We start from the raw sequence: 18,484 nt of genomic DNA, 5'->3' as shown, positions 1-18,484 counted from the left end.
TCTGCTGATACGGCAAATGGATTCACATACGTATCACCTAGTACGTTGAACGTCGTGCTGCGGGCACCAGTCTTTCTCTCTGCGTCGGTGTAGACAACAACCATCTCATACTCACCTGCTGCTTGCGGTGTGTGCATCAGACGCCAATGGCCGCTGCTATCAACAACAGTGGCCTGATGATTCATCACATCACCAAACGTTCCATCCGGTCTCCAGTACTGACCACTGTCCAAATGACGGATCTGCACCTGCAGTTCTTCTCCAGCCCGACCATCCTGGACATAGCCATACAAACTCACCTCGCTTCCGCTCTGAATCCTCACAACTGATGTAGGCCATTCCAGTGTGAAACTTGCAGCAGACGCTGACAGAAGAGAATCCTCTATCAGCTCAGCAGAATCCTTATTAAACTCCGTGTTATCCATCAAGTTGGCATCATCAAACTCATCAGAACCCGAATCAATGGAACCATTGATCTCAGGGTCTGCTGATACGGCAAATGGATTCACATACGTATCACCTAGTACGTTGAACGTCGTGCTGCGGGCACCAGTCTTTCTCTCTGCGTCGGTGTAGACAACAACCATCTCATACTCACCTGCTGCTTGCGGTGTGTGCATCAGACGCCAATGGCCGCTGCTATCAACAACAGTGGCCTGATGATTCATCACATCACCAAACGTTCCATCCGGTCTCCAGTACTGACCACTGTCCAAATGACGGATCTGCACCTGCAGTTCTTCTCCAGCCCGACCATCCTGGACATAGCCATACAAACTCACCTCGCTTCCGCTCTGAATCCTCACAACTGATGTAGGCCATTCCAGTGTGAATGCCATATGAATCCTGATCTGCGTAACTGAATGAAGAGTAAACAGAGCAAAGATTCAATTAACGACTGAACAACAACTACCCTCAGCAGAATTATCAAAAAATGCAAGCATGATCACGATTAGGTCACATCGCGACTATTTAACAAGCCCACCTACTGGTAGGCATGCATTAGAGTGAGTATTAACCAGTTAAATCACATCCAAAGCATCGATTAATATTGGATGAATGCCATTAAATGATGCGGCAAATATCACCTCAATCATCAGAGCAGTAGTCTCAAAGCAGGTCATGAAGACGCCGTAGGTAACAACCATCTACCAAATCGAACATATAAAGCAGGGATCACAACAAGGGTTAAAAATGTTGAGGTTGTAAGACCACCCAGTACCACGATCGCCAACGGCTGCAGAATCTCGTTGCCAGCGCCAAAGGCCAGCGCCAGAGGCAACATCCCCAGCGATGAGGTGAGGGCGGTCATCAGGATCGCGTTGAGACGGTCGAGGGTGCCAGCTCGGATCAACGCCTTCAGGCTCTCACCCCTTTGATGACGTCGGTTGTAGTTGTCAACCAATAAGAGGCCATTGCGGACTGCTACGCCGAACAGAGTGATGAAGCCGATCAGTGATGCCACGGAAAGCACACTGCCACTGAGCAAAACCGCAACAAGCCCCCCCACAAGTGCAAGCGGGAGATTAAGCAGGATGGCAACTGTGGCAGGCAGAGAGCGAACAGCTACCACCATTACCGCCGCGATCACTAGAGCAGCGAGCAGGCTGTAAAGCACCAGAGAACGGGTGGCGCGCTGTTCAGACTCAAACTGCCCCCCATAGCGCAGGGTGTAGCCAGAGGGCAGTTTCACCGACTGCTCTACACGCCGACGGATGTCATTGACCACAGGCCCAAGGGGACGGCCAGCGACGTTGGCCGACACGACGATTCTTCGGGAGACATCCTCGCGATTGATCTCGTTGGGACCCGTCGTCTGTTCAAAGGTCATGAAATCGCCGAGCGGCTTCAACGCTCCAGATGCGGTTCGGATCGGAAGCTGCTTCAGCGACTGCAGCTCGCCCTGCTGCTCAGCAGGAAGCGTCACAACAAGAGGGGCCGACGAAACACCGGAGGAGGGCGCTTGGCCAACGGTCGTTCCATGCAGAGCCACCTCAGCGGTCCTCGCCAGTGAGGCAATGCTGACTCCCTCACGCAGTGCCGCCTCGCGATCGATCCGCAGTTGGATCTGAGGCACGGGCAACTGCGGCTCCAACTGCAGATCAACCACTCCGGACACCTCGCCCACCACATCGCGGACCTGCTCGCCGAGATCACGCAGTTCCAGCAGATCAGGGCCGGCGATCTTGATCGCGATAGCACTACGCACCCCTGACAACACCTCATCCATTCGGTGTGAAATGAATCCACCCACGTTGGGTGCCACACCAGGCAGGTCAACAAAAACCTCGCGGATACGGGCGATCGCAGCGGGACGGTTTCGCATGGCCTGATCACTCAATTCCAGGTCAACATGGCCGATGTTCACCCCGGCGCCATCGGCATCGCCCGGTGCACGGCCGGCTCTCACCTGCACCCACTCCACATCGTCGCTGGACTGGAGCTGTTGGGAGAGCAGTCGACCCGCTCGGCTGGTCATCTCCAGAGAGACACCGGGGTAGAGCACCATGGAGTTCACCAGTGACTGCTCACGGAACTCAGGCAGGAAAACCCTGCCCAGACTGGGAAGAATTAACAAGGTGGCAATCACCACAGACACAGCCAGCACAAGCACTCGACGAGGTGACCTCAGGACACACTCGAGCAGGGGTTTGTAAACAGCCTGTATACGAGATTCCACCCATGACGCAGAAGCCGGCAGGGGAGCACGACTCAAGAGCAAGGCACAAAGTGCCGGTGACAAGGTGAGCGCAACTGCCGTCGAGGCAATGATCGACAGGACATAGGCGATCCCCATCGGCATGAAAATACGCCCCTCCACGCCACTGAGCGTGAAGATCGGTGCGAACACCACAACGATGATCAAGGTGGAGAAGAGCACGGGCTGTCGCACTTCAACCGAGGTGCTGAACACCACATCCAGAGGATTCAACGGCTTGCCCTGAAGCCGGTTGCTGCGCAAACCCCGATAGCAGTTCTCCATATCAACGATGGCATCGTCGACAACGGAACCAATCGCCACCACCAGACCGCCAAGAGTCATGGTGTTCAGTTGAAGTCCGAGCCCACGCATCAGCAACAGACCAACCAGCAATGAAAGAGGAATGGCACTGAGGGCAATCAAGGCCGTTCGCCAGTTCATCAAGAACAGCAGAAGCACCACGGCAACGATCACCACTCCAAGCAAGAGCGATTCAGTTACGTTGCGGATGGCGATCTCGATGAACTTGGCCTGACGGAACGTCTGAGTGACCGAGACATCTGCGGGAAGTGACGTCTGAAGCCGACGCATGCTGTCTTCAACAGCGCGCGTCAGCTGAGGCGTATCCAGATCGGGCTGTTTGTTGATCATCAACACCACAGCCGGTTGTCCATTCAGGCTTGCGGCGCCGCGGCGCGTCGCAGCTCCGGAGCTCACCTTTGCCAGCGAACCGAGGGGAATGGCACGACCATCACCAGCACGGACCACGGAACGCGTGATGTCGTCGTCATTGTTAATGGAATGGTCGCTGAGGATCAGACGCTCTTGACCGCCAGAGATCTGCACACCACCGCGACCATTGAACTGGGCGTTGCCAGCAGCTTCAACCACTTCATTTAGAGAGACATCCTGATCCTTCAGAGCCCTGAGATCAAGCTGCAACTGGGTCTGAGGAGTGTCACCCCCATAGATCGTGACCTGTGCCACACCGGGAATAGCCAGCAGCGGATGTTCATAGGTGCGCTGCACGAGCGTGCGTAGTTGCAAGGCCTGCTCGCGGGAGGCGTTCTCCGGAAGCGTGAATGCGTATTGAAGAATCGTTCCCAGGGGTGAGAGCAACGGCGAAATTTCCGGAGCCTCCGCCGATTCAGGCAGCTGCATACGCACTTGCTGCAACCGTTCTGATACGGCCAGGCGGGCACGCTCCAAGCTGGCCGAATCACGGAACACCACCTGCACCATCGACAGACCGGGCTTGGAAGCGGATCGAACCAGATCCACGCCTCCAAGACCATTAACAGCCGCCTCGATCGGCTCACTGATCTGATGCTCAACCTGCTCGGGCGCTAAACCCGGCGCGACGGTCTGAATCTCTACCTGAGGTGGTGCAAAAGGCGGGAACACATCCAGCGGCATCTGCAAAACATTGATCACGCCGACGAAGCTGATCAGCAAAGAGCTGATCAGCACAAGCCATCTGCGGGCAATCGACCAACGCAGAATATTGTTCAGCAGATTGTTGAACATTGATGAGCAGTTGAATCGCTGAAGGACAGACAGAGAATGAGCTGATTCAGCGCTTGTTCTTCTGCGATTCAGCGAAGATCGACAAAGCACCGGAAACGACAATCTTCTCGTCGGCTGTCACACCGTCCAGAACCACCGTGCGATCAACAGAAACGGCGCCTGGCTTGATGACGACCGGGTCGTAGGTTGTTCCGCTGAAGACGAAGACATAGGGCTCTCCATTCGCCTTGACAATGGCAACGTTCGGCACACTCAACTGACCATTGGCCTCGACCTTGGGCTTTTCAGAAACGATCCCGAGCAACTGATCGCGTTTGAGGTTGGCCTTCACCTGGCCCACAGAACCGGTCTGGACAAACTCATCGCCATGGCCAGCATGAGACCACACTGGAGCCACAAATAAGCCGTTGGTACCGGCGATGGCAGCGATACAGGTGAAAGCAAGAGCACGCATACACAATTCGTCGTTCCTTCCATTGTGGTGAGAATGGTTATCAATGACCACCGTTGTGACACCACTTAGATATCTGAATGCTTCGACGCCAACTGACTGATGCTCCAGCCACGACAAAAGACCTCAAAGCAGCTTCATCAACAACCAGCGCACACTCAGCAGAGGCAAGATTGGTTGATTCCACATCCAATACACACTGCCTGAGGGTCTGAACCTCCACTCGAAACATGGTTTTTTCAGCTCTTGCCATTGCACGCACAACGATTGTTGGGATCTCTGGTGTTGTGATGTCTGCTTTGGTGTTGTCGAACCCTGCACTGGCCCACAGCAAGGGCCTCTATGCAACAGAAACCGAAGCACGCCAACGCGCTGAAGAGATCGGTTGCAACACAGTGCATGAAAACAATGGTCGTTGGATGCCGTGCGCAGATGAGCGTGAACTGCATCAACAGCTGCGAAAGCAATGAAGCGCGGCCTTAGTCCACAGCGTCAGGCACGACGCGTTCACCGTTGGCTTGTTCCGATCGCAGCAGCGCCATTGCTCATCACAGCGATCAGCGGCTCTCTTTACAGCGTTTTGCTGGAACAGGGAATTGATGCGTTCTGGTTACTGAAGATCCATACCGGCAGGTTCGGCTTGCTGAACCTGCAGTCGTTCTATCCAGCGCTGCTTGGAGTTCTCACCGTTGTCATCACAGCGTCAGGCGTCACACTGCTGATCAAGCCACGTAGCTGACAATTAAATGTCGACAAATCTGCTCGACTCCCGCCTGATCTAACGCTTCTGATCCATTGAGTGCAGACCTGGAGACCAGACGGTTGTTGCTGATCCTGAAGGATTGCTAACCCGTTAACGAACGAACAACAAGCATCAATGAGTCGATTCGCGTCCAGCTGTGCTGCTGTGGGATTGATTGCTGGCATCGGCGTTGTAGTCCTGCCGGCGGGAGCACAGACACCGACTTACTGCGAACCGGACGTTGGCTCACCGGCGAATCTCAAAACCATCAAGCATGGGCTTCTCGAGGGTTATCTGGCCACTGAGTCAGTACCCGACTCCCTGAAACTGCTGCCGCCTCACCCCAAACAGGGTTTTCTGGCCTACGACCTTGATGTTGCCAATGCCGAATCGACCTTCCCGCTTCAGGGGACTCCACGTTGGGAAGTAGCCGCGATCGATGCCAATCTGCATTTTCCCGAAGCAGCAGCGATCTATTCATGCGCCCTTGGAGTTCCGGTCACCAAGGAGGGAACACCAAGGTTGTACACCCTGTTGCAACGCACCCTGACCGATGCCGGCCTGGCCACCTACAAGGCCAAAAACAACTATCAACGTCCAAGGCCGTTCATGGTCAATGGCAAGCCGATCTGCACTCCAGATGAGGAGACACTGCTGAGAGGCGATGGCTCCTACCCCTCGGGCCATACCGCTGCCGGATGGGCATGGGCACTGGTTCTCAGCGAGATCGCACCGGAAAGGCGCGATGCAATCCTGGCGAGAGGGATCGAGTATGGAAAGAGCCGCTACATCTGCAATGTGCACTGGCTGAGTGATGTACAGGCAAGCCAGCTGATCGCCTCAGGCACCGTGGCTCAATTGCAGAACGATCCAGTTTTCCGCGCTGATCTGAGAGCCGCAAAAGCGGAAGTCCAGGCCATGCGCCGTCAGGGGCTTTCCCCTAACGGAAACTGCGACCTGGAGAGAAGAGCCTTTCAACCATGAGGTTGGGCGTGGCATGAACAGATCAGGCCGATCCAGCGTTGGGGGTGGCCTTTCGATCCAGCGTGATAGAGGGGGTTAGGCAAATCTTTGCAACATCCATCGGGACTAACCGGCTGCAGAGCAAAGCTGGAACCATGCAATCAGCAGATGACATTGACGTCACCATGAGCCTTCGTTCCCTGATCGGCGGTATTCCCGAGAATCTCCAGATCAAGCTGAACGGTCGCGACGTTCGCATCACGCTGGAGCGTCGTGGTCCGGAAAACGGCGACCTCTGGGTGCTACTGCCCGCCTTGAGCACCGTGTCGACCCGAGGCGAGTGGCATCAGTTTGCCGATGCCATGGATGAACAATGCCAATTGGTGAGCTTCGATTGGCCTGGATTCGGCGACAGCGAGCGTCCTGCGATTGCTTACGACGCGAACGCACTTTTGCAGGTCTTGCCCGCCATTCTTCAACACCTTGATCGAGGGGATCAGGCCAAGATCAATGTTGTAGCCGCTGGCCATAGCGCTCCGATCGCTCTCGGTTTGGCCGAGCAATGCTCACGGCAATGGGCACAGATCGTGGTAGTAGCACCCACGTTCCGAGGTCCTCTTCCAACCATGACAGGCCGGTCAGGGCAGAGCTTCAACTGGGTAAGACGGCTTGTGAGACTTCCACTGGTTGGACCGCTTCTCTATCGACTCAACACCAGTCGACCGATCCTCAAACTGATGCTGCGTCGTCATGTGTGGGTCAATCGCGACCTTCTGACTCCTCAACGTTTGCGTGAACAACAAAACATCAGCCGGCAGCCCGGGGCTCGCTTTGCGAGCGTGGCTTTTGTGAGCGGAGGCCTGGATGCAGCCTCAGACTCGCGGTGGTGGCTGAAACAGACTCAGAAATTGCACTGCCCTCTTCATGTGGTGCTGGCCAACGAAGCACCTCCTCGCTCGAAGCAGGAAATGTTGACACTGGCAGACAAAGCAGACCGAGTCTCTGGCATCGATGGACGCCTGGGATTACATCAGGAATTTGGTCGCCTGCTGGCAGAGACAGTCAGCGCCAGCTGAGAATCAGGCATGGCTCGCGATGCCATGGCATCAACACCACTCAGACAAAAGTCTTAAAGTCGTGTCAAATCTGCATTGACGCAGCACTGGTTCACCCTCTTCCGAAATCGCCATGGCCTCCTTCACTTGGAATGAATCCACCCTCTCCGCAGACTGCGGAACCCTTGAAGACATGGCTGAACGATTCGAAGATACTGCTGCACTAATGAGACGTCTTGCTCAGACAGGATTTGCCATCAAGCAGCAAGAAGGTGCCAGAAAGATCATCCACGCAAACGATGAGATTTTCAAAAGTTTTGGATTTGTGATCGAGGAGTGATTACCAGTCGTCCAACTTAGAGATCAAATTCATTCATTCCGGACCACCCAGCAAATCCTTTTTTAAGGCTGCGATTCGAGCAAACACTTCTGCTCGTCGATGTTGCAACAACAAATTCGATGTAATAAACCGCACAACAGCGACCAAACCTACAAGTTCAGATACGCCCTGAAGCATTCCACCGAAAACCGGCAAATGATTCATTGAATTCAGGAATGTAGCAATAAACGTTAACAACAAGCCGAGAATGACTGAGCCGAAGACGATGAGAAAAACCGGGTAAATCTGCCTAAACCCCTCGAGATTCAACTGCTTCAGTGAGTCCAAACCAAGAGAAAGCTGTTGGATGAGGTGTGAAACAGAGAGTTCATCACCATGATCTTCTGACGGCATCGATGACGATGCTTCAATAACACTTGGCGGAGACTTTGCTATCTCAACGCTTTGAACCTCATCACCCAGAGCGAGGCCAGGACCGAGATGCAATTCAGGTGCATCAACAGACTCCTTGAATGGCAATTCGCCACTGTTGCCAGGACCTTCGCCCACTTGCACACCTCAGAGATGAAGCTGCCAATATGAGGTAGATGAACAAGTGCACAGCAATAAATTCAGCAAACAAAAACTCTCACAACAAATCTCATCAAGGCCAAGCGATTGGAACACAATACTCAACAATTACCGCAACAAATATCCATCCTGCTTGCTCAAGCCAACGCGCCTCGCACATCAGAGCCATAGCTGGCGATGGTTAGGTCCAGATCGCCACAACAGCCATCACTGCGAAGCCTCCAACTGCAGCGATGAACTCCCGCTGGTTGCAGCAGCGATTGATCATGGGTGAGGCAGCAAGACCATGCAAGGTGCCAAAAAACAGGAACGTTCCTGCAGCAGCAGCGCTGATCGAGGCCTCAACCAAAGGATGGGCGTCCGAGGCCGTACTCAGGGCCTGACCAACTAGCGCACCGAAAGGGAACATCACAACGAACACCAGGAAGAGCCGCCAGGCCGAACGCTTTGAAAACTCGGAACGGCCAAGCTCAAGACCCAGAGCAAAACTGGCAGAGCCTTTGTGGGCCAGCACGGCGATGAAGATCACCACCGTTAACGCCACTGAGGACGACACCCCAAAAGCGGCACCCATCAGCAGAGAGTGAATCGACAACATCGCAACAGCCGTGAGTGGCAGAAGCCTGCTGTTGCCGGATGGAGACTCCATCCCACGGTTCGCCAAATGCTCAATCCACAGAAGCAGAAGCATCACCGATCCACAGATCACCATCGCGAACGGATAGCCGATTTGAGCAGTATCAAACGCCGACTGTGAGTCACCAAGCATGTGAATCAAACCGGCACCCAAAAAAATTCCAGCAGCGAAGGCTTCACCAAAACCAAGAGCAGGCAAGGATCGATCAGACCGCATGGCCATCAGAGCCGGCCGACCTGTGGCGAGAGAGATGATCACTACGACAGCAACCATCACCAACTTGAGAACTTGATCCGACATCCCCGCAGCACGAACGCGACTAATCAGCCTGAAACCTAAGAATGGTTCTCACTGTCGGCCAGTGTTCACCACAAGCTGATTCAGGAGTCGAACAGCGACGAGCCTCTAATCGGTCAACGAACCAGTGTGGAAATTCCAGCTGTCACCATCCTCAAGCCAAAGCTCCCAGGTCATCGCTGTTCCATCACGGAGACGCAATTGACCACCAAAACCAGCGGGTGAGGGTTGGTAGAGATCAACGAGCTCGATGACAGCGTTGCCATCCCGCGTGAGTAGCCGTTCAACAGGTCGACCGATCCGTTGAGATAGGTCCTGACGCAGCTCATCAACGGTCATTAATCAGGAACGTTGAAATCAAGCACCAAGTCACCAAGATCTGCACGGCTGATGGTGAACGTAAAGCCATCAACCTTGCCGCGCCACACCCCTGCAACAGCATCAGCCACCGTGCCCTCAAGCTGATCAACCTTGTGATCAAAGAGCACGGAGAAGCAATGAGCAGCGACACGAGCAGCCTGGTCCTCATCCATCTCATCGAGCTCATGCGCCTGCACAGTGCAACCTTCAAGCAATTCGGCATCAATCACATTGCCGCCACCAACGTCGGCGACGAGAGCCTGCAGTCCGGCAAGTTCGCTGTTGTCTGTCATGTCGTCATTGTCCACGAGGGACAGTCATTAACAATGAAGTGCAACAGGGTTATAGCCATCAGATGACTTGAACATCAGCCGAAGCAGAGCCTGCAATACGCCCGCCAGCAAAAACCATGGATCTAAAGCAGAAATGAACTGATCTTTCGGTTCGTTCAGATCAACGCACGAAACCCAGCACACCAGCAAGGCCACAGATGCCTATAAAAACTAATGGTGAAATCTTTGTCTTCAAAACGAAGAAGCACACCATGAATGACAGCCCATAGGCGATCAAGCTGTGGTTGGCTGTTTTGAGGATCGTAACGCTCACAGAAAACAGAATGCCAAGCGTGACCGGCCCAAGACCCCGTTCAAAAGCCATCCGCCAGGGGGAATCGCGCCAGTGATTCCAATAAACCGATGCAATCAGCATGACCACTGTGGATGGCAGCAAAATCGCGATCTCTGCGGAGTATCCCGTGATCAGGGCCCAGACCGGTCCGTGCTTCCAGCCCGCTCCAAGACCAAGAAGACCCACAAACATGGAACTTGGCCCTGGAGCTGCCTCCGCCAAACCATAAAGATCAGAGAATTGACGGTTCGTCAGCCAGCCGAAGGTTTCAACAGCTTCACGGTGGTAAGCCTGCAAGAGCGTGTTGCCACCACCAATGGAAAACAAAGAGAGCTTCAGGAAGGTAATCACCACCTGCCACCAGGTTTGAATCGCAGTCATCGCTGTTGCCCTCGAGGCCAGTACAAACTCATCGAAATCGCACCAGCCACTAGAACAACAGGAATCAAAGGGAACTTGAACCCCTGAAGACACACAAAAACAATGACCGCAATAGCTAGGGCGAGATGATCTTTTTTATAGACATCCAATATCTTGAATCCCATAGACAGAGCCATCCCTGCAGCTGCAGCGGCAAGACCAGCAAGAAGACGATTGACCTCAGAGATTGCACTGACCTGAAAGTAGATCAGACCCAACAGCATCAATAAAGTGAAGGGTAGAAGAATGATTCCAGCTGTCGCCGCCAGAGATCCAGGAACACCTTTGAAAATTGAGCCGATATAGACCGACATATTGATCTGATTCGGACCTGGGAAAAGACGAGCAACCGTCAATCCCGTGACAAACGCTTCTGACGTCATCCAATGACGTCGCTCAACAATGATCCGGTGACTCCAGAGAGACATTCCTCCGCCAAAAGCAGAGAACGCCACCTGCATCATGCAAACAAAAAGCTCGCGAAGACCTGGATCAATCTGATGACCAGACTCCACCTCTGACCTGCTGGAGATCTCACTCATGAATAAAATCAGGGTCAGGAGCCAATTCCCCATGATCATGCATGGATGGGTCAAGAGGATCCGGAGCTAAATAGTCTTCAGCTTTATGCCAGTCGGAATCAAACATTTGGCAGCAGTGAGCAATCACCTCTGGCGCATCCGTTTCCATCCCCAACTCTCGACGAATATCAAAGGCACTTCTGTCAAGATTCATGGAACCAATCACAGCTGCTTTTTGATCAACAATGATCATCTTGGTGTGTAGCTTCAAGTGCTTCTGTCGGCGGATTTTGACGCCAAAATGCGACATCACACGTAAGCTCCCAAACGTGTCGTAAATATCCCAGTCAGAAATTCCATGTTTACCACCACACAACAGATGAACCTTGACACCCCTGACACAGGCTTCAACAATTCGGTCGAGAATCACAGCATCCACAAACTTGGGATGCTGAATCCATAAATGAGTTGTCGAAGAGTCAATCAATTTCGCGATCTGACCGCGACTATGAAGGTTGCTCCAGACAAGTCCGACCGTGAGATCAGGCTTGAATTCGAGATTATTCCAATCCGCATCAAAACCAGCAATCACCTGGTTAACCGCATCTTGGTTATAAGTTACCAATCCATGATCTCTGGTCAGGGTGAAGTATTTTTCCGCTAGATTAAATGTGGCAACTAACGCACACTCGTCATCAACACAAATTGATTTTTCATGCGTAACAGGGAAGGACTCACTCGTCCAGCGCACATCGAGGCCTGATTTCTCGAATATTTCAAAAGCCTCGTCATTCCATCGATCCCCACCGGATGTATGAGGGTTCAACATGATCTGAACTTTGACCCCACGATCATGGGCGTCCTGGATAGCCTTGATCACAGTAGGAGCCTGCAGCTTAAATTGCTTAATACGCAGGCTGTTTTTCGCTGATGCAAGCAGATCTATAACTGCTTGTTCACCATCATCAGGCATAACCAGCAAACGTTGCCGATGCCCCAGACTCGTGACTCCAGTTGCCATATCAGCTTCCCGTTAAACCAGGCAGTATTGACCCTTGCAAACTAGCCACAACAAGAACACTGGCCAAGCATCATTGGGTACCAGTTAAATTCACGCATCACAATCATGTCTAAAAATGCTATCCATATTCTCAATAGAAATCGGATGACAAAGATATTGCAATACCAATGAATAGCCAATGGCAATTGGCTCGCTGAAAGCCTAGACCCACTATAGTTAAATTATAGATTGCATCCAAAGGCAAACCAACACATCAATCATCATCTAGGAATGAGTCACTTCAACGGAAGGTGTAAAAATATCCCCATGAGTGACGAAATCATGAATCCATTGTGAACACAACATCAAGGAACAACCAATCATGAATTGTGGTGCCAAGTTGAACCAAACACTTTGAAGGACGACATGCCCACTGTTTCCTGTTTGTATAGCGGTGAACTGCGCTGTGAGGTCACACACCATGGCTCCGGTGCCGTGTTGATCACCGATGCTCCGATCGACAACGCCGGGCAAGGTGAAGCGTTCTCCCCCACCGACCTTCTGGCCACATCCGTTGCGACCTGCATGCTCACCATCATGGGAATCACGGCCAAGAGCAGGGGCTGGTCGCTTGAAGGAAGCACTGCCGAGGTGAATAAACACATGACCGAGCGAGGCCCCCGCAAGGTGGAGAGACTGCGTGTGCATCTGAAACTGCCCCAGCACCTCAGCGACGAACAGCGGTCACTGCTTCAACGCGTTGCGGAGCAATGCCCTGTGAAGCGCAGCCTCGATCCATTGATGCAACTGGAGCTGGTCTGGAGTTGATCTGAAGTTGATCCCAACGATCAAGAGTGAACTCGCATCAGCTTGGCAACACCCCGGTCGCCAAACCCTGTGCCAAGACGGCCGGCAGGGCAGTGTCAACACTGAGAATGCGAGCGCCTAAGTGGACCCGATCTGCCACGACCGAGGTCGCAAGCTCGATCTCGAAGGGCACAAATCCTCCCTCCGGACCGATCATGACCAGCGCAGGAATCGCAGGGGTCTGCGACAGGGCAATCGGCGCTCCCTTGTCGGTGATCCAACAGGGGCGACCGTTGCAAAGCTGGGGTAGCTGGTCCTCCACAAAGGGGCGAAAGCGTTGATGACAGTGCACCACAGGAGCGATCGTGTCCTGTGAGCGTTCCATCCCTGCAATCAAGGCTTCACTGAGCTTGACCTGCGACAACAAAGGTGACTGCCAGTAACTCTTATCGACCCTGGCACTATTGATCAGATGAAGATTACTGACACCGAATTCCGCAACAGTGCGCAGAATTCGCCGCAGCATTTTTGGCCGGGGAAGTGCCAGAACGATATCGAAGCGATGCCTCGGCGGTGGTGATTGCATCAACTGCACAGAGAGCGTCACACCCGCTGCATCGATGACATCAACCCGAGCATTTCCCTGGTCACCGCCATACAACCCAACACGAAGCGTGTCGCCAACCACGGCTCGCAGAACCGAACGAATGTGTTCAGTGCGGCGACCATTGGCCAGAAAGCAGCTGGATCCAGACCAGACGTCGTCGGCATAAAGCAGGATCAGATTCATGCTGCTGATCATTGCTGAAGGGTTTTGACCTGCGCAAGCCTGACCATGGATTGCATGCCCATCGACAGTGTCCGGCCAAGAACAAAAGCGGTGAACCGAACATTTCAGCTCGGCAATCACACCCTTCATTGAGTTGATGATCTGGTGTCAATCGCGGACAGTATTAATATGCAGAACACGAAAAACAGCAACAGAACAAACACGATCAACGATTCCGAATCACTGCTGCAATTGCTCAGTGAACGCCTTCTCCTATGGGATCAGCAGGACGCTGCTCAGGCCGCCGGTGAATGGCATCAGGCACTGTCCATAGAGCATTCCATTCGATCGATCTCACCACGCATCCGACAGGCCATGGGCCTTCTTGTGCCCTCGCGAGAGGGGGGCTCTGAACGATGAGGCTGAGTGACGTTGTGGCCAATCATGGCTTTGCACCATGCAATCTGGCCACGATCGAGAATGCGCGTTTGTACCAACGCGAGCACGACGACGGGGTTCTCGAACTGCTCTGCGTTCAGAAAATCGGTCCCGAGATGCGGGTGGACCGTCAACCGCTGATTCCGCTTGTGCTCGACGGACAACTCACCATGCCTGTCTTTCTGCCGGTGGGAGATGCGGTCTCCGATCAACGCATTCCCACTGACCGGCTTGAGGACTATCTGAACACCACCTTGTGAGCGTTAACGGCAGTACGCCGCGATGCCTGTTGTCGGTGCACAAACAGCCCTAAGGGACGTTCCTTGTTCCAGACCCTCACGCAATGCGGTAACGACGCGCTTAGCGATCCTGTCCAAGGTCAGCTTGCGTTGTCTTGGATCACGCAGGCCCCGCTCGAGAGCTCCCTCAAGCATGCCAATTTCCAGCATCGACACACCTCTGCGAGGGGCTCCCAACATGCCGCGATAGTCGTAGGGGTAAGCCCCGAATTCCTTGGCCAGGGCTTCATCCATCACGGAAAATCCGAATGCGACAGCGGGAATGATTCCTGCACCGATGCCATGCGGTGAGTAGGCGTCGTAATGGATTTCCACGACGTAGCCCCCCTCCGACGCATGTTGTTGACCGACGGACCAGTTGGTACGTGGATCTTGCACGTTGCGAATGGTGCGCACACCGGGGTCATAAAAACTGATATTCAAACCCTGCTTTTTACCCTCAGCCACCACAGCCCTGGCTGTACGCAGGTTCCAGTAGAGCTCATCGGTCATGCCCACTTGCATCGGAGCGGCTCCAGCAACACCAACCGCCCAGCCTGGTGTCCCAGATCCGTACATCCGCTGTGAGTCGGCATGACCTGCCAGAACCAGAATCGACGTTCCCTGCTTAGGCATGCGGTCACCAACCCAGTTTTTGCCGCGGCCTGGCGTCAACGGAAGCGACGGAAGCTGCAACGTCGACCGCTCGGGTCGCGCCGGTTTCATGCTCTCAAGCAGTTCCATCAAACCTGCACCCGACACGGGCAGAGCAAGCAGAGCAAAGCCCCCTAGGAGCCAGGCGATGCGACGCATGGGATTCAACATGGTGAACCATGGTGCCTGACCTGGCTCAATCCGTCACCCCCCATTGCAGATTCAGGCGCTGGTGGCAGCCAAGCAACCAATCGTCAACAGCCAAAGTTGCTATCTCAAAGGCAGGAACCAACCGGATGACCATGGCAGATCTGACCGCGCTGTTCATGGCCTTGCTCTGGCCAGGCGCCCTTGTGATCTCAGTACTAGCCATCAGCCGGACTCTGATCGTTGTGGCCCGGAGTGGAATCCGCGTCGAGATCTACACTCGGAAGCCGATTCTGATCGGCACAGGACGCGAACCTCTTCGCGCAGAAGTGGGCAAGGTCAGAATTTGATGCCGTTGATTGAATTCGGCCAAGCCCAGCCCGAGCAACCCAAAACCACGAGAAGCTCGTATCAAAAAAAACGCTTTACAGGCACGCCTGCACTGTTATAACAACTGAAGATGAAGGTGCTTCAATAACTTTGCACCAGTCAATGGTATGGCGCAGGACGAAAAAAACCAAGCGACTTTGATCACATCTGTCATCACACTAAAGAAATCAAGTCAACACAGAATTATTACAAACGAAGGCGAAAATAGAAGCTTTCAAATGAACATCATTGCTGGCTTTATTCGCCTTTACTGCGTTAATGAAAGCAAAAGCAATGCAAGCGAATCCACATTGGCATTGATCGATGCTGGAACAAGCAGCTCATTCTCTTGGAACAATCACCGTAGGCTGATGATTGAAGCGCTTGAAACATCCAAAGTTGAATTCAACCCGAAAGGTCAACCGATCGAGACCAACCATTTTCTTGAAAATTGGATTCTCGACCTCTACGAAATCAAGCAGCCCGCAGACAGTCTGGAACGATTGATCAAGCTGCTCTTGCTGCTCGCCAGAACAAGAACCAATCATCATTCCGCTGCTGGTCAAACCATGATTACGGGCCTGTCCCACCGACGCATCGGCGAAATCATCAGCAGCACAAGGCCCACAATCAGCAGACACCTGAGCTGGATGCAACGTCAAAAGCTCATCGACGTCGATGTCGCAACAAAAACGATGCGCCTAAACCTTCTGCAACTGCAAGCCAAACAGGATGAGCTCTTCGCTCAACCACGTCCGCATTTGCATTGACCGCCCTTCCACTTCGAGCACTTGGACTTCTTACAACCTTTCTTTTTCTGAGGCTGATGAACAGGCACGACCCAAGCTGCTGAGAATGCATCTCATTATACAGCTCTGATCAATCGCGACATCAGCAGCCGTCGAAAAGCTCGGGAACGCGTGTACATTTGATACACAGGCGCCACGGTTTCATGCTCTCTGATTCCTCAAAGCACGTTCAAGTGCAGATCGGCCCTTCGGGTCGAGCGATGGCGGAATCGATGGATCCAGCCTTGCTGGAGGGTTTTCAGGCGCATTTCAACATGGAGCGTCAAGCCCATGCGACCTATTTTGGCGCTGCCATCTGGATGGCTGAACGGGAATTGCGCGGGTTCTCCAAACACTTCAATGACGAAGCCAAAGGGGAACAGGAGCACGCAGCCAAGGTGGCTGACTATCTGATCGCCCGGGCCCAATCACCTGAGTTACAAGCTATCGAGTCTCCTGATCAATCCTGGGAATCAGTTCTCGACGTGATGAGTACCGCATTTCTGACTGAGCGGGATGTGACCACGTCACTCCAACAACTGCTGATGGCGGCTGAACGCGTCGGCGACTCACGTAGCGCAGTATTTCTCGAACCAATGGTGGAAGAACAAATCAAAGCCGAACATGAAGCAGCTCATCTGCTCGGTCGAACCAAGTTCGCAGCTGGACAGGCTGCTGCTGTGTTGATCATTGATAACGAACTGAGAGATGGTGTCGCAGACCCCGCCCAGCTTCAGTGATCAATTCACCGAAGAGCGAATTTTCACAATCGCCCGTCGGGCAACTTCGTTCGCGAAATCCCATGCCAGAGGATCGGCAACGAATTCACGATCCATCCCTGCAATCAGCTTCTGTAGCTCTCTGAGGCGCAATGCAATCTGAGACTGCTCAGCTCGTAATCGCTTGATCAATCTCTGATTCAGGCACAGATTGCACTGTTGATTGATTTGAAGACTCCGCCTGGAACAACGCTCTGCATCACCACAGAGCGTTGCCATGAGATTGGTGCCCTGGCGGTGGATCAAAGCCATCAGAGATGGGTCAGAGGTGCGGTGCTGATCATGTCGATCGAGAAGTTCATGGTGAATTCACCACCCGAACAGTTCATTTGATCAACATTTCTCCACTTGGAGACCTGACGTGTCGTGGTGACGCGCGTGGCTCCAATCAGCTCTCCAAGACGATCATGCGTCAGGCGGAATGGCAACTGGAAGCAATCGCTGCATCGCTTGCCTAAACGATTGACGAGAAGCGCGAAGAGAGCGTGAAGCCTCTGCTCAGCCTGTCCGAGGTGACGGATGCGCAGAAGCTGCAACGTCCACTCATTCACTGCGTCCATGCCGACTTCATCGTCAGATGAAACACTGCGGGCGAGGCGCAGATCAGTGAGAGCTTCGACGCAGATGCCTTCGCTGCAAAGGCGGTCAGTCCTCAGGCGGTCGCCCGCCTGAAGGAAAGCCAGAGTCATACCCTCTGTTTCCTCGCAGGGGCAATACACACGGCAGAAGCCTTCATGGACTTCAAGAATGCTGCCTTGGCCAGCAGAAGCCGGGTCGATCAACACGGTCTGGTGACGGGGCATCGTCATCAATGCCACTGGAGCATCGGGAAGAAACCGGTAAGCCGAGAGAGTCATGGACGGATAACGTCCTGCTATTGAGAATCGATCTCGACTCTAGAAGCAAAACTGACCTTCATGCAAGCGATTCTCAGAAGCAGTAGGGGTTCCTTTGAGCCATTTGCTACCAGAAGACCCAGCAAGACGTTGTCCCTGAGGTACAGAAGACAACCATCCCAACAGACCAGATCCCACTCGATGGCTGCAAAAACCGTTATTAGAACGACAGTCGGAACGCCATAAGAATCGCCGGTTGAAGCCAAGCCAGAAGCTGTCGATCAGCCGTAGCACCTCTTCACAAACGAGCCTCAAGGGTTTGCAAACCACCATCAGCACAACGTGAGCCAAGCCGGCGCTTGCCACCAGGAGAGCAGTCTCCAGAAGACCCAATGGCATCAGCTCTCG

General features: G+C 53.4%; 26 protein-coding genes. 11 read left to right on the top strand and 15 right to left on the bottom strand.

Annotated elements, in window-relative coordinates; all coding sequences use genetic code 11:
• From DXY31_RS03290 to DXY31_RS03280, 3 genes are all read right to left on the bottom strand, one after another.
• Nucleotides 1-839: hypothetical protein (locus DXY31_RS03290; RefSeq protein ID WP_137024881.1), on the bottom strand; the 839-nt coding region annotated here is incomplete at its 3' end.
• Nucleotides 840-1,120: 281 nt separating this feature from the next.
• Nucleotides 1,121-4,228: an efflux RND transporter permease subunit gene (locus DXY31_RS03285; RefSeq protein ID WP_114992097.1), complete on the bottom strand. Its 3,108-nt coding sequence runs from the start codon at nucleotides 4,226-4,228 to the stop codon at nucleotides 1,121-1,123.
• A gap of 46 nt (nucleotides 4,229-4,274) precedes the next feature.
• On the bottom strand, nucleotides 4,275-4,799 hold the full coding sequence (locus DXY31_RS03280) for an efflux RND transporter periplasmic adaptor subunit (protein ID WP_137024880.1): 525 nt from the start codon (nucleotides 4,797-4,799) through the stop codon (nucleotides 4,275-4,277).
• A 170-nt stretch (nucleotides 4,800-4,969) separates the two neighbouring features.
• On the opposite strand from DXY31_RS03280, the gene DXY31_RS03275 reads away from it, so the two are divergent.
• From DXY31_RS03275 to DXY31_RS03255, 5 genes are all read left to right on the top strand, one after another.
• Entirely contained in the window at nucleotides 4,970-5,149 is a 180-nt protein-coding gene (locus DXY31_RS03275; protein ID WP_114992136.1) for a DUF3721 domain-containing protein, read from the top strand.
• A complete protein-coding gene (locus tag DXY31_RS03270) occupies nucleotides 5,146-5,418 on the top strand; it encodes a hypothetical protein (protein WP_114992093.1) in 273 nt (90 codons plus the stop codon). Before DXY31_RS03275 ends, DXY31_RS03270 begins: the two co-directional genes overlap by 4 nt.
• Nucleotides 5,419-5,556: 138 nt before the next feature.
• Nucleotides 5,557-6,405, top strand: a complete 849-nt coding sequence (locus DXY31_RS03265; protein WP_114992091.1) for a phosphatase PAP2 family protein — start codon at nucleotides 5,557-5,559, stop codon at nucleotides 6,403-6,405.
• A gap of 164 nt (nucleotides 6,406-6,569) precedes the next feature.
• On the top strand, nucleotides 6,570-7,460 hold the full coding sequence (locus tag DXY31_RS03260; RefSeq protein WP_170953520.1) for an alpha/beta fold hydrolase: 891 nt from the start codon (nucleotides 6,570-6,572) through the stop codon (nucleotides 7,458-7,460).
• A gap of 112 nt (nucleotides 7,461-7,572) precedes the next feature.
• The gene (locus DXY31_RS03255) at nucleotides 7,573-7,779 is read left to right on the top strand and encodes a hypothetical protein (RefSeq protein ID WP_114992086.1); all 207 of its coding nucleotides are present in this window, start codon (nucleotides 7,573-7,575) and stop codon (nucleotides 7,777-7,779) included.
• Between the two features lie 33 nt (nucleotides 7,780-7,812).
• On the opposite strand, the gene DXY31_RS03250 is transcribed toward DXY31_RS03255, so the two are convergent.
• The 7 genes from DXY31_RS03250 to DXY31_RS03220 form a co-directional block, all read right to left on the bottom strand.
• Nucleotides 7,813-8,328 (bottom strand): CAAD domain-containing protein, encoded by a 516-nt coding sequence (locus DXY31_RS03250; protein ID WP_137024879.1) that lies wholly within the window; start codon nucleotides 8,326-8,328, stop codon nucleotides 7,813-7,815.
• Between the two features lie 202 nt (nucleotides 8,329-8,530).
• Entirely contained in the window at nucleotides 8,531-9,286 is a 756-nt protein-coding gene (locus DXY31_RS03245) for a ZIP family metal transporter (protein WP_114992082.1), read from the bottom strand.
• A gap of 105 nt (nucleotides 9,287-9,391) precedes the next feature.
• Nucleotides 9,392-9,622 carry a hypothetical protein gene (locus DXY31_RS03240; protein WP_114992080.1) on the bottom strand — a complete coding sequence of 77 codons (231 nt, stop codon included), beginning with the start codon at nucleotides 9,620-9,622 and terminating at the stop codon, nucleotides 9,392-9,394.
• Nucleotides 9,622-9,936 (bottom strand): hypothetical protein, encoded by a 315-nt coding sequence (locus DXY31_RS03235; protein WP_114992134.1) that lies wholly within the window; start codon nucleotides 9,934-9,936, stop codon nucleotides 9,622-9,624. Before DXY31_RS03235 ends, DXY31_RS03240 begins: the two co-directional genes overlap by 1 nt.
• 160 nt (nucleotides 9,937-10,096) lie before the next feature.
• Complete coding sequence (locus DXY31_RS03230; RefSeq protein ID WP_114992077.1) at nucleotides 10,097-10,651, bottom strand: chromate transporter; 555 nt, start codon at nucleotides 10,649-10,651, stop codon at nucleotides 10,097-10,099.
• Complete coding sequence (locus DXY31_RS03225; protein ID WP_244279500.1) at nucleotides 10,648-11,232, bottom strand: chromate transporter; 585 nt, start codon at nucleotides 11,230-11,232, stop codon at nucleotides 10,648-10,650. Before DXY31_RS03225 ends, DXY31_RS03230 begins: the two co-directional genes overlap by 4 nt.
• A complete protein-coding gene (locus DXY31_RS03220) occupies nucleotides 11,225-12,232 on the bottom strand; it encodes a phosphatidylserine/phosphatidylglycerophosphate/cardiolipin synthase family protein (protein WP_114992075.1) in 1,008 nt (335 codons plus the stop codon). The genes DXY31_RS03225 and DXY31_RS03220 overlap by 8 nt, the downstream gene beginning before the upstream one ends.
• A gap of 405 nt (nucleotides 12,233-12,637) precedes the next feature.
• On the opposite strand from DXY31_RS03220, the gene DXY31_RS03215 reads away from it, so the two are divergent.
• Complete coding sequence (locus DXY31_RS03215; protein ID WP_114992073.1) at nucleotides 12,638-13,039, top strand: OsmC family protein; 402 nt, start codon at nucleotides 12,638-12,640, stop codon at nucleotides 13,037-13,039.
• 37 nt (nucleotides 13,040-13,076) lie between these two features.
• Here DXY31_RS03215 and DXY31_RS03210 read toward each other — a convergent pair whose 3' ends face one another.
• On the bottom strand, nucleotides 13,077-13,808 hold the full coding sequence (locus DXY31_RS03210; RefSeq protein ID WP_114992130.1) for a 16S rRNA (uracil(1498)-N(3))-methyltransferase: 732 nt from the start codon (nucleotides 13,806-13,808) through the stop codon (nucleotides 13,077-13,079).
• 144 nt (nucleotides 13,809-13,952) lie between these two features.
• Here DXY31_RS03210 and DXY31_RS03205 point away from each other — a divergent pair, with 144 nt between their 5' ends.
• The gene (locus tag DXY31_RS03205; protein WP_137024878.1) at nucleotides 13,953-14,207 is read left to right on the top strand and encodes a hypothetical protein; all 255 of its coding nucleotides are present in this window, start codon (nucleotides 13,953-13,955) and stop codon (nucleotides 14,205-14,207) included.
• Nucleotides 14,204-14,485 carry a hypothetical protein gene (locus DXY31_RS03200; protein WP_114992069.1) on the top strand — a complete coding sequence of 94 codons (282 nt, stop codon included), beginning with the start codon at nucleotides 14,204-14,206 and terminating at the stop codon, nucleotides 14,483-14,485. Before DXY31_RS03205 ends, DXY31_RS03200 begins: the two co-directional genes overlap by 4 nt.
• A gap of 3 nt (nucleotides 14,486-14,488) precedes the next feature.
• On the opposite strand, the gene DXY31_RS03195 is transcribed toward DXY31_RS03200, so the two are convergent.
• A complete protein-coding gene (locus DXY31_RS03195; protein WP_114992128.1) occupies nucleotides 14,489-15,316 on the bottom strand; it encodes a dehydrogenase in 828 nt (275 codons plus the stop codon).
• A 143-nt stretch (nucleotides 15,317-15,459) separates the two neighbouring features.
• Between DXY31_RS03195 and DXY31_RS03190 the strand changes: the two genes are divergently transcribed.
• The 3 genes from DXY31_RS03190 to DXY31_RS03180 all read left to right on the top strand — a co-directional run bounded on the left by DXY31_RS03190 (nucleotide 15,460) and on the right by DXY31_RS03180 (nucleotide 17,201).
• Nucleotides 15,460-15,654: a hypothetical protein gene (locus tag DXY31_RS03190; protein WP_114992126.1), complete on the top strand. Its 195-nt coding sequence runs from the start codon at nucleotides 15,460-15,462 to the stop codon at nucleotides 15,652-15,654.
• Between the two features lie 147 nt (nucleotides 15,655-15,801).
• Nucleotides 15,802-16,443: a helix-turn-helix domain-containing protein gene (locus tag DXY31_RS03185; protein ID WP_114992066.1), complete on the top strand. Its 642-nt coding sequence runs from the start codon at nucleotides 15,802-15,804 to the stop codon at nucleotides 16,441-16,443.
• 182 nt (nucleotides 16,444-16,625) lie between these two features.
• The gene (locus tag DXY31_RS03180; RefSeq protein WP_244279496.1) at nucleotides 16,626-17,201 is read left to right on the top strand and encodes a ferritin; all 576 of its coding nucleotides are present in this window, start codon (nucleotides 16,626-16,628) and stop codon (nucleotides 17,199-17,201) included.
• On the opposite strand, the gene DXY31_RS03175 is transcribed toward DXY31_RS03180, so the two are convergent.
• From DXY31_RS03175 to DXY31_RS03165, 3 genes are read right to left on the bottom strand one after another with little or no spacing between them, the layout of a single operon-like run.
• Nucleotides 17,202-17,492, bottom strand: a complete 291-nt coding sequence (locus tag DXY31_RS03175) for a hypothetical protein (protein WP_114992064.1) — start codon at nucleotides 17,490-17,492, stop codon at nucleotides 17,202-17,204.
• The gene (locus DXY31_RS03170; protein WP_114992061.1) at nucleotides 17,492-18,097 is read right to left on the bottom strand and encodes a Crp/Fnr family transcriptional regulator; all 606 of its coding nucleotides are present in this window, start codon (nucleotides 18,095-18,097) and stop codon (nucleotides 17,492-17,494) included. The genes DXY31_RS03175 and DXY31_RS03170 overlap by 1 nt, the downstream gene beginning before the upstream one ends.
• A gap of 39 nt (nucleotides 18,098-18,136) precedes the next feature.
• Nucleotides 18,137-18,475, bottom strand: coding sequence for a hypothetical protein (locus DXY31_RS03165; RefSeq protein ID WP_137024877.1), 339 nt, complete (start codon nucleotides 18,473-18,475; stop codon nucleotides 18,137-18,139).
• Nucleotides 18,476-18,484: the final 9 nt, after the last annotated feature.

The sequence above is a fragment of the Synechococcus sp. UW179A genome (genome assembly GCF_900473965.1).
Lineage (GTDB): Bacteria > Cyanobacteriota > Cyanobacteriia > PCC-6307 > Cyanobiaceae > Synechococcus_C.
Note: the sequence above shows the minus strand (reverse complement) of the source record. Positions and strands in the feature narration are given on the sequence as shown.

Excerpts from the sequence above, each read along its gene's own strand:
- DXY31_RS03275 (WP_114992136.1), top strand. The coding sequence starts at position 4,970 with ATGTCTGCTTTGGTGTTGTCGAACCCTGCACTGGCCCACAGCAAGGGC.
- DXY31_RS03240 (WP_114992080.1), bottom strand. The coding sequence starts at position 9,622 with ATGACCGTTGATGAGCTGCGTCAGGACCTATCTCAACGGATCGGTCGA.
- DXY31_RS03235 (WP_114992134.1), bottom strand. The coding sequence starts at position 9,936 with ATGACAGACAACAGCGAACTTGCCGGACTGCAGGCTCTCGTCGCCGAC.
- DXY31_RS03265 (WP_114992091.1), top strand. The coding sequence starts at position 5,557 with ATGAGTCGATTCGCGTCCAGCTGTGCTGCTGTGGGATTGATTGCTGGC.
- DXY31_RS03185 (WP_114992066.1), top strand. The coding sequence starts at position 15,802 with ATGGCGCAGGACGAAAAAAACCAAGCGACTTTGATCACATCTGTCATC.
- DXY31_RS03210 (WP_114992130.1), bottom strand. The coding sequence starts at position 13,808 with ATGAATCTGATCCTGCTTTATGCCGACGACGTCTGGTCTGGATCCAGC.
- DXY31_RS03245 (WP_114992082.1), bottom strand. The coding sequence starts at position 9,286 with ATGTCGGATCAAGTTCTCAAGTTGGTGATGGTTGCTGTCGTAGTGATC.
- DXY31_RS03170 (WP_114992061.1), bottom strand. The coding sequence starts at position 18,097 with ATGACTCTCTCGGCTTACCGGTTTCTTCCCGATGCTCCAGTGGCATTG.
- DXY31_RS03285 (WP_114992097.1), bottom strand. The coding sequence starts at position 4,228 with ATGTTCAACAATCTGCTGAACAATATTCTGCGTTGGTCGATTGCCCGC.
- DXY31_RS03200 (WP_114992069.1), top strand. The coding sequence starts at position 14,204 with ATGAGGCTGAGTGACGTTGTGGCCAATCATGGCTTTGCACCATGCAAT.
- DXY31_RS03180 (WP_244279496.1), top strand. The coding sequence starts at position 16,626 with ATGCTCTCTGATTCCTCAAAGCACGTTCAAGTGCAGATCGGCCCTTCG.
- DXY31_RS03215 (WP_114992073.1), top strand. The coding sequence starts at position 12,638 with ATGCCCACTGTTTCCTGTTTGTATAGCGGTGAACTGCGCTGTGAGGTC.
- DXY31_RS03165 (WP_137024877.1), bottom strand. The coding sequence starts at position 18,475 with ATGCCATTGGGTCTTCTGGAGACTGCTCTCCTGGTGGCAAGCGCCGGC.
- DXY31_RS03260 (WP_170953520.1), top strand. The coding sequence starts at position 6,570 with ATGAGCCTTCGTTCCCTGATCGGCGGTATTCCCGAGAATCTCCAGATC.
- DXY31_RS03175 (WP_114992064.1), bottom strand. The coding sequence starts at position 17,492 with ATGGCTTTGATCCACCGCCAGGGCACCAATCTCATGGCAACGCTCTGT.
- DXY31_RS03220 (WP_114992075.1), bottom strand. The coding sequence starts at position 12,232 with ATGGCAACTGGAGTCACGAGTCTGGGGCATCGGCAACGTTTGCTGGTT.
- DXY31_RS03230 (WP_114992077.1), bottom strand. The coding sequence starts at position 10,651 with ATGACTGCGATTCAAACCTGGTGGCAGGTGGTGATTACCTTCCTGAAG.
- DXY31_RS03255 (WP_114992086.1), top strand. The coding sequence starts at position 7,573 with ATGGCCTCCTTCACTTGGAATGAATCCACCCTCTCCGCAGACTGCGGA.
- DXY31_RS03190 (WP_114992126.1), top strand. The coding sequence starts at position 15,460 with ATGGCAGATCTGACCGCGCTGTTCATGGCCTTGCTCTGGCCAGGCGCC.
- DXY31_RS03195 (WP_114992128.1), bottom strand. The coding sequence starts at position 15,316 with ATGCGTCGCATCGCCTGGCTCCTAGGGGGCTTTGCTCTGCTTGCTCTG.
- DXY31_RS03225 (WP_244279500.1), bottom strand. The coding sequence starts at position 11,232 with ATGAGTGAGATCTCCAGCAGGTCAGAGGTGGAGTCTGGTCATCAGATT.
- DXY31_RS03270 (WP_114992093.1), top strand. The coding sequence starts at position 5,146 with ATGAAGCGCGGCCTTAGTCCACAGCGTCAGGCACGACGCGTTCACCGT.